The sequence below is a fragment of the Streptococcus suis genome, from assembly GCF_019794615.1.
Lineage (GTDB): Bacteria > Bacillota > Bacilli > Lactobacillales > Streptococcaceae > Streptococcus > Streptococcus suis_AI.
In genome coordinates this window covers 43,521-52,453 of sequence record NZ_JAIMDU010000015.1, presented here as the reverse complement: position 1 = coordinate 52,453, position 8,933 = coordinate 43,521, and the positions used below count along the sequence as shown (strand labels likewise).

Annotated in this window: 9 protein-coding genes; 5 read left to right on the top strand and 4 right to left on the bottom strand. The window is 41.0% G+C overall.

The window, feature by feature from the left end; all coding sequences use genetic code 11:
- Positions 1-106: 106 nt before the first annotated feature.
- The 5 genes from K6V43_RS05660 (at position 107) to lysS (ending at position 3,985) form a co-directional block, all read left to right on the top strand.
- Positions 107-340 carry an energy-coupled thiamine transporter ThiT gene (locus tag K6V43_RS05660; protein ID WP_337250528.1) on the top strand — a complete coding sequence of 78 codons (234 nt, stop codon included), beginning with the start codon at positions 107-109 and terminating at the stop codon, positions 338-340.
- Between the two features lie 102 nt (positions 341-442).
- On the top strand, positions 443-1,285 hold the full coding sequence (locus tag K6V43_RS05655) for a DUF368 domain-containing protein (RefSeq protein WP_172055391.1): 843 nt from the start codon (positions 443-445) through the stop codon (positions 1,283-1,285).
- Entirely contained in the window at positions 1,285-1,770 is a 486-nt protein-coding gene (locus K6V43_RS05650; protein ID WP_222382152.1) for an aminoacyl-tRNA deacylase, read from the top strand. The genes K6V43_RS05655 and K6V43_RS05650 overlap by 1 nt, the downstream gene beginning before the upstream one ends.
- Entirely contained in the window at positions 1,767-2,393 is a 627-nt protein-coding gene (locus tag K6V43_RS05645; protein ID WP_222382151.1) for a histidine phosphatase family protein, read from the top strand. The genes K6V43_RS05650 and K6V43_RS05645 overlap by 4 nt, the downstream gene beginning before the upstream one ends.
- A 101-nt stretch (positions 2,394-2,494) precedes the next feature.
- The gene (gene lysS, locus K6V43_RS05640; RefSeq protein ID WP_024391212.1) at positions 2,495-3,985 is read left to right on the top strand and encodes a lysine--tRNA ligase; all 1,491 of its coding nucleotides are present in this window, start codon (positions 2,495-2,497) and stop codon (positions 3,983-3,985) included.
- A gap of 634 nt (positions 3,986-4,619) precedes the next feature.
- Here the strand turns inward: lysS and K6V43_RS05635 are convergent.
- From K6V43_RS05635 to K6V43_RS05620, 4 genes are all read right to left on the bottom strand, one after another.
- Complete coding sequence (locus tag K6V43_RS05635; RefSeq protein WP_222382150.1) at positions 4,620-5,684, bottom strand: LLM class flavin-dependent oxidoreductase; 1,065 nt, start codon at positions 5,682-5,684, stop codon at positions 4,620-4,622.
- 128 nt (positions 5,685-5,812) lie between these two features.
- Positions 5,813-7,063: an ABC transporter permease gene (locus K6V43_RS05630; protein ID WP_222382149.1), complete on the bottom strand. Its 1,251-nt coding sequence runs from the start codon at positions 7,061-7,063 to the stop codon at positions 5,813-5,815.
- Positions 7,064-7,759 carry an ABC transporter ATP-binding protein gene (locus K6V43_RS05625; protein WP_024396781.1) on the bottom strand — a complete coding sequence of 232 codons (696 nt, stop codon included), beginning with the start codon at positions 7,757-7,759 and terminating at the stop codon, positions 7,064-7,066. It lies immediately after the preceding gene.
- Complete coding sequence (locus tag K6V43_RS05620; protein WP_222382148.1) at positions 7,740-8,903, bottom strand: efflux RND transporter periplasmic adaptor subunit; 1,164 nt, start codon at positions 8,901-8,903, stop codon at positions 7,740-7,742. The genes K6V43_RS05625 and K6V43_RS05620 overlap by 20 nt, the downstream gene beginning before the upstream one ends.
- Between the last annotated feature and the right edge of the window lie 30 nt (positions 8,904-8,933).

Sequence of the window (8,933 nt, the reverse complement as noted above, 5' to 3'; positions counted from 1 at the left end):
TACAGTACGAGAAAGTACGCAAGAAATATATACAAAAATTTGACAAAAAAATAGCGCTATATCAACGATTAGAGCACTTTTGTGTCATTCAAACTGTCAAACTCCCGTGTCTCAAGCCAGTCTATTTATCAGCCTAGCTAGCCTACTCGGAGGAAGCATTCGATTATTAGCTACCTATTTGTCTGGAATTATTTTCTATGCTGACTACGCTCCTGCTGACAAACCCGTTTGGATTTATTCCTTTACCTACAATATCAGCTATATACTTCCTTCAACAGCAATTGCTTGCATTTTACTGATTCTCCTCTATAAAGCAAGACCAAATTTCTTTCGTGGTTAATAGATAATGCCTGTTAGATTCCTCTATCAGGCATTATTTTTAATGATTTTTACTGGTTTTATGCTATAATGAGAACATTATAAATACATTTTGGAGGACAACATGACTTCTTGGATATCAAGAATAATTAAAGGTATGATTATTGCCCTTGGCTTTATCTTACCAGGTGTTTCTGGGGGCGTACTAGCTGCGATCCTCGGGATTTACGAACGATTAATAGGCTTTTTAGCAAATATTCGAAAAGATTTCAAAGAAAACTTTCTCTACTTTGTTCCTGTAGGAATCGGTGGAATCTTGGGAATTGCCCTCTTCTCTTTCCCTGTTGAATACCTCTTACAACATTTTCAAGTTCCTGTTTTATGGGCATTTGCAGGTGCAATTGTTGGTACAATTCCTAGCTTACTAAAAGAATCCACTCAGAAAAGCAAACGGGATCGTATTGATTTGGCTTGGTTGATTGGTACCTTCATCATTTCTGGACTCTTACTCTACAACTTGAGTGATCTTGTCGGAACACTTCCTGCAAACTTCGCAAGTTTTGTATTGGCAGGCGCCTTGATTGCATTAGGCGTACTTGTTCCCGGACTCAGTCCTTCAAACTTGCTTTTGATTTTAGGAATTTATACACCAATGCTCAACGGATTCAAATCACTTGATCTATTTGGAACTTTCCTACCTATCGCAATTGGTGGAGTCCTTGCAATGGTTGCCTTCTCAAAAGCAATGGATCATGCCCTTAAAGTCTACCACTCACGAGTTTATCACTTTATAATTGGTATCGTCTCATCATCTACTCTCTTAATTTTGATTCCACAGGCTAGCAACAAAGAATCCATCTCTTATGCTGGAGCTAACTTTATTACATGGATTGCTGCCCTTGTTCTATTTGTCCTGGGAGTATGGTTGGGACTTTGGATGAGCAAATTAGAGGAAAAATATAAATAATGGCAAAAAAGGTCAAAATAAAGAAAACCTTAGTTGACCAAATTTTAGACAAGGCTAAGATCGATCATGATAGCCTTGTTTTAAATGCTCTTGAAGGTCAACTTCCACAAGGTATTGAAGAAAACGATATTTATAAAACCCTAGCACTGACTGGAGATAAAACTGGGCCGGTTATTGGAATTGTCCCAATCACTGAGCACCTATCTGAAAAGAAACTGGCTAAAATTTCTGGCAATAAAAAAGTCAGTATGATCCCTCAAAAAGAATTGGAAAAAACAACAGGCTACATACATGGCGCCAACAACCCCGTGGGCATTCGTCAAAAACACAATTTTCCAATCTATATCGATCAATCTGCACTCGAAAAAGGCAAGATGATTGTTTCAGCTGGTGAAGTTGGTCGGTCAATTCGAATTGACAGTCAAGTATTAGCTGATTTCGTGAAAGCTAATTTTGCAGATATTATTGAAGGGAAGAACGAGTGAAAATCTATTTTGTCCGTCACGGTAAAACCGAGTGGAATCTTGAGGGACGCTTTCAAGGTTACTCTGGAGATTCCAAGCTTTTGGAGGAATCTTTCCTTGATTTAGAATCACTTGGGGAATATTTAGCTACGGTTCCTTTTGACAAGATTTACTCTAGTGATTTACAAAGAGCCCATATCACAGCCGAGCGAATTGCTGACCTGAACCATTACTGTAAATCAGTAGAAACAAAAGCTGGTTTTCGAGAATGGAATTTTGGTCGATTGGAAGGAACAAAAATTGGACTTTTCCGCGATATCTATCCCAAGCAGTACCATGCATTTAAACAGAATGTGGCCATCTTCCGAGCAGATATGTTCGAAGGAGAGACTGTTTCACAGGCTACTTCACGCTTCATCACTACTTTGAAAGAATCTATTCACGAGACAGATCAAACGATACTTGTCGTAAGCCACGGAGCTATTCTAACAGCCTCAATCCGAACCCTGTTAGGCTATCCACCAGCGCTCTTACGCCATCGAGGAGGTTTAGACAATGCATCTGTAACCATTTTAGAGACAGATGATTTTGAAAACTTTACCGAACTGATTTGGAATGACACTAGTTATCAAGAAAAACAGTAGATTTTTCTGCTGTTTTTCCCATTCTACTCGTAATTTATGCTGATTTTTTACCTCTTCTATGATAAAATAGAAGGAACAGACTTTGGAGGAATGAATTTTTTATGTCAACTGAACATTTTGAAGAACTAAATGACCAACAGATTGTCCGTCGTGAAAAAATGACGGCATTGGCTGAACAGGGTATTGACCCATTCGGTAAACGTTTTGAACGTTCTACTAACTCTGCTGAATTGAAAGCACAATATGAAGATAAAGAAAAAGAAGAGTTGGAAGAATTGGCTCAAACTGCAACCATTGCAGGTCGTATTATGACTAAACGCGGTAAGGGTAAAGCAGGTTTTGCTCATATCCAAGACCGCGAAGGACAAATTCAAATTTACGTTCGTAAAGATGACGTTGGCGAAGAAAACTATGAAATCTTCAAAAAAGCAGACCTTGGGGACTTTGTTGGTGTCGAAGGCGATGTCATGAAGACCAATGTTGGTGAATTGACCATTCATGCTCGTAAATTAACTCACTTGTCTAAAGCGCTCCGCCCATTGCCAGAAAAATTCCATGGTTTGACTGACGTTGAAACTCGCTACCGCAAACGGTATTTAGACTTAATTACCAATCGCGAAAGTTTTGAACGCTTTGTAACACGTTCAAAAATCATTTCAGAAATCCGTCGTTACCTTGATGGACTTGGTTTCTTGGAAGTTGAAACACCTGTCCTTCACAATGAAGCTGGTGGTGCCGCGGCTCGTCCATTCATCACCCACCACAATGCCCAAAACATTGATATGGTACTTCGTATCGCGACGGAACTTCACCTCAAACGCTTGATTGTCGGTGGTATGGAACGCGTTTATGAAATTGGCCGTATCTTCCGTAATGAAGGAATGGATGCGACCCACAACCCTGAATTCACTTCTATCGAGGTTTACCAAGCCTACGCTGACTACCAAGACATTATGGACTTGACCGAGGGCATTATCCAACATACTGCTAAGGCAGTTGTTGGCGACGGTCCTGTTACCTATCAAGGAACTGAAATTGCTATCCACGAACCATTCAAGCGTATCCATATGGTCGATGCAATTAAGGAACAAACTGGTGTGGACTTCTGGCAGGAAATGAGCTTAGAAGAAGCTATCGCCTTGGCAAATGAACACAAGGTTCCTGTAGAAAAACACCACACAGAAGTTGGACAAATTATCAACAGCTTCTTTGAAGAATTCGTAGAAGAAACATTAATCCAACCAACCTTTGTCTACGGCCATCCAGTAGCTGTTTCCCCTTTGGCTAAGAAAAACGATGAAGACCCACGCTTTACGGATCGCTTCGAGCTCTTTATCATGACCAAAGAATACGGAAACGCCTTTACCGAATTGAACGACCCAATTGACCAATTGGAACGCTTTGAAGCCCAAGCTAAAGCTAAGGAACTCGGTGATGACGAAGCGACAGGCGTTGACTACGACTACATCGAAGCTCTTGAGTACGGTATGCCACCAACAGGTGGCCTCGGAATCGGTATCGACCGACTCTGCATGCTCTTGACAGATACTACTACTATTCGAGATGTGCTCCTATTCCCTACCATGAAATAGGAAGGAGATTGGCTGAAATGGCCTACCAGACCTTGTCACTCCCGATGATGAAGTAAAAATAACAAACTGTTTAACACAGATATGTAAAACACTCTTGGCAATTCCGAGAGTGTTTTTGCATGCAAAAAAAGCCTAGCCAACTGACCAAGCTTTTAAGGAGATTATGAAAAATATTTAGGATTGGGAGTGGGACAGAACTCAAATAATCATAGAGAGTTCCCCTCACTTCCAAACAGTAGTTCGAGCCTCTATGGTCACTTTCTTATTTTCAGGTGACCAGCTGAAACAGTTCCCCGAACTGTTTCACTCCACTAGACTATTTTAGTCCCACCCCCGCATAGCTCTAAAGGTTCGGGGAACCTTTAGAGGTTGGAGATATAGCGAACAAAGTTCGCATCAGTCGTTAAGTCAGAGTAGTGACTGTTGGAGGTTGGAAATAAAGCGAACACCGTTCGCTTCAGACGTAGAGGAAGATGTGGAGTGTAAAACACGAATTGTTGAAATTTGCTTCGCAAATCTTATCTCCAACCTTTAACAGTCCACTGGACTGTTAAAGCCAATCAACCACTGCGCTGAGATGTTGACTCCACTTTAGAGAAGTGAGGCTATTATATCGTCCCTCCTTTTTATCTCATCAGTCTTGGGACCGATTCTCTTCCTTCTTAGCAAAATAATCTCGAACGATTGGCGCAACTTCTGTTCCATAGAGTTCGATGGCATGGAGGACATCCTCATGTGGCATAGATCCGATTGGGAGATGGAGGAAGAAACGGTCCAGGTCAAGTGTTTCAATGGTCTTAATGATTTTAGCTGCAACATGTGTTGGATCTCCGACGATGGTCGCTCCCTCATCTGTAAGGGAGTAGAGATATTGCGCCTTGGTCATCTCGCTCCAATGTGGACGGTCTTTTGCAATATTATTGGTCACAACTTTAGTAGGATGGAAATAATCTTCTACTGCCTTGTCATGGTCATCAGCTATCCAACCCCAAGAATGGGCTGCAACTTTCGTTTTCTTTGGATCATGACCTGAGTTGCGGGCTACCTTACGATAGGCATCTGCCAAAGGTTTAAAGCGATGGGCACCTGCACCAATGACTGCATACACAATAGGCAGGCCTTTCTTAGCAATCTTGATGGTGGATTCTACATTGCCCCCAGTTGCGACCCAGATTGGAAAATCTTCCTGAACAGGACGTGGATAGACTGGCTTATTATCGACTGACTGTGTAAAATGCCCATCCCACTTGAGATTGGTTTCCTTGTCGATTTCCAGAAGCATATCTAGCTTTTCATCGAAGAGTTCTTCATAGTCGTGGAGATCATAGCCAAACAAGGGGAATGACTCCGTAAAGGAACCACGACCCGCCATGATTTCCGCTCTGCCATTTGACAAAGCATCAATGGTGGTATACTGCTGATAGAGCCTTACAGGGTCCATGGAGGAAAGGATTGAAACTGCTGATGTTAGTTTGATATGCTTGGTATTGACGGCACCAGCTGCCAGCACAATCTCAGGTGCAGAAACCGCAAAATCTTCGCGGTGATGCTCCCCAATTCCATAAACATCAAGCCCCACCGCATCGGCTAGCTCAATCTCTTTAACAAGTTGACGTATCCGCTCGTCATGGCTGTAAGTCTCGCCAGTTTTTTCTAATGGAGTTGTTTCGCCAAATGTTGAAATACCTAATTCTATCATGATGTGTTCTCCTTTGAACTCATTATTTTCTTAATTGATGCGTTTATTTTATCTCTAATTAGTGATATAGTCAATTGATTTGCTCAAAAAAGAAAAACGACTAGGATAACCTAATCGTTCCTGTTGTATTACTCATAACGCAGAGCTTCAATCGGATCAAGTTTCGAAGCTTTATTGGCTGGTAATACCCCGAATACTATACCAACAATTGCAGAAAAGGCCAGGCTACCAAGTACAACTGGTATGGAGATTTCTGCCGTCATATTTTCCCCCATCACCTTTGTAGCGTTGAGAATAAACACGATAGTTTGGGCAATAGCTAAGCCGATCGCTCCCCCCAGAGTAGTCAGCACCATCGCTTCAATCAAGAATTGCAAGAGAATATTTCCTCGGGTTGCTCCTAGTGCTTTTCGGAGACCAATTTCACGAGTTCGCTCAGTGACAGAAACCAACATAATATTCATGACACCAATACCACCAACAAGCAAAGAGATCCCTGCAACTGCACCAATAAACATTGTGACACCAGCCATCTCACTTCTAAAGGAATCCAGCATAGCTGACATATCATAAATGTCATATCTTGCTTCTTTCAAGCCAGTAACTTTCGTTAAATAATCTGCTGCTGCTTGACCAACTTCCCCTGCACGACTAACATCATCTACGTGAACATAGAGACCGCTATTCTCATTTACTCCCATTTCCGTAGCCAATTGAGTGTTGGTCATGATGGCATTCCCACCAGAGTTCATTCCGTAAAGGGCTGAGCCAGCTTGTGGATCTTTATAGACACCAACGACAAGGTAAACGTTTTGATTCACACTAACTGTCTGGTTAAGGGCTGCATCCATACTACCAAAAAGTTTTTCAGCTAAATTGACATCTAACATCATAATGCGCGAATATCGAGAATAATCATTTGGCATAAACTTTCTACCAGCTAATATCTCTAATTCTTTCACATCAAAATAGGATTGACTAACACCATTAATAAAGACATTATCAGCTTTCTTACTCCCTGCAGATACTTCAGCAGTATTTGAAAAACTAATATAGTAATTACTAATCCCATCAATTTCTAATAAGCCCTGAAGCATCGCATCTGTCAAATCAGGTTCTTCTTCCATTGACATTTCACCACCAGTTGTATAGAAAAAGCCACCACTATTGACTTCCTCTTCTCCAAAAATTGGGGAAAAGTAGACCTGTACATTGTTTTGGTCTCCAGCAAGAGCTTTTTCAATACTCTTACTCATACCAGATCCCAAGGCAACGATGATAACCACGGCCGCCACACCAATAATAATCCCCAACATGGTCAGTAAAGAACGCATTTTATGTGCGAGGATTGATTTTAAGGCAAATTTCCAATTTTCCATTTAAATCTCCTCTCTACGTCTATCTTCAGTAATGACACCATCTCGTAAAACAATTGTTCGTTTCGCATATGCAGCGATTTCAGGTTCATGAGTTACCATAATGATCGTCTTACCTTCATTATTGAGTTCTATTAATAATTCCATAATCTGCTGACCGGTCTTCGTATCCAAAGCACCTGTTGGCTCATCAGCAAGAATAATCGCAGGAGTATTTACTAAGGCACGCGCAATAGCTACCCGCTGTTTTTGACCACCTGATAATTCAGACGGTAAGTGGGTCATACGTTCTGCCAATTCGACCTTCTCCAGGTATTGCTTGGCTAATTTTTTTCGTTTTGCTGAGGGAACACCTGCATATATCAACGGCAATTCAACATTTTGTAATGCATTTAATTTAGACAACAAGAAGAATTGTTGAAAGACAAAGCCGATTTGATCATTTCGAACTGAAGCTAATTTTTTCTCAGATAACTGACTAACTTCCTCCCCCTCCAACCAATAATTACCTGAACTAGAGCGATCTAATAAACCTATTATGTTCATTAAAGTGGATTTACCAGAGCCCGATGGTCCCATAATCGCTAGAAATTCACCTTCTTCTACCTCTAAGTCAATATCTTTAAGGACTCGAAGTTCTTGATCACCATTTCTATAGGACTTATTGATATTAGTCAGCTTAATTAGCTGGTTCTTCATAGGCTTCTACCTCTTTTCCATCTTCTAAGTCCAATGTTGGGTATGAAATGACATGATCTCCAACTGCCAATCCTGTCTTCACTTCCTGATTAGTAGCATCAGCATTTCCTAAAGTAACTTCTACTTTTTTAGCCTTCCCATCTACAATTGTCCAAACAAATGTCTTATCTTCCTCATAAACAACTGCTGTCACAGGAACTAATATATTTTTGCTTGTATTCACTACTTCAATATTCACAGTGAACCCTTGTTTCAAATCCCCAACTTCACTCGTAAGAGCAACCTTGAAAGGATATTTTGCACTAGTTCCGCTTGTTGCACCGGCAACAGCACTAGCTTCTTGGTCTGTCGCAGGATAATTTGAAATATAGGAGATTTTCCCATCCCAAGTTTGGTCTGGATATACTTTTGTAGTCAATTTGACTGCTTGATCAGTAGCGATATTTGCCAAATCATACTCAGTTAAGTTGCCTTTTACTTCTAGGCTAGTTTGGTTCACGATGTGAATGACTGTTTGACTACCTGTTGCATTTTTAGAAACAGATTTATTCACTTCCACAACGGTTCCTGAAACTGTACTGGTTACAGTCGCCTCTAAAACGGCTGTGTAAGCTTTATCAACAGCCGCCTGTGCATCGGCATAGGCATCGTTAAGATCAGCTAGCTGTGAATCATATGATTGTTGGGAAGTTGACTGAGTGTCTTCGCCTGTTGTAGCATCAGCTGGAACGGTTACAGTTTGATAATTCTGTTGTAACTCATCAATTTGACGCCCAACCTTATCTCGTGCACGAACTGCTGTATCAAGAGCAGATTGTAGTTCTGTACTATCGTAACGAAGAAGGGCTGTTCCTGCCTCAACTTGGCTACCTGGCTCAACTAGAATCTCACTAATGTCACCCTTAGAAGGATCGTAATAAACATATTGTTCCTCAGCTGCTGAAACCACACCAGTCAATAGGGTAGATGAAGCAATTGAACCCTCTTGAACGACTTGATAACTAAGACTTGTAGGCATCGTTTCCTCACTAACTGTCGATCCACCCATGACACCTGAGAACAATAATGCTCCTCCAACAAGTGCAACTGCTGCAACACCCAATCCAGAAAATAAAGCAATTTTAGCCTTTTTTGACTTTAACATAGATCTCTCCTTTTAGTTTGCGAAAAACAT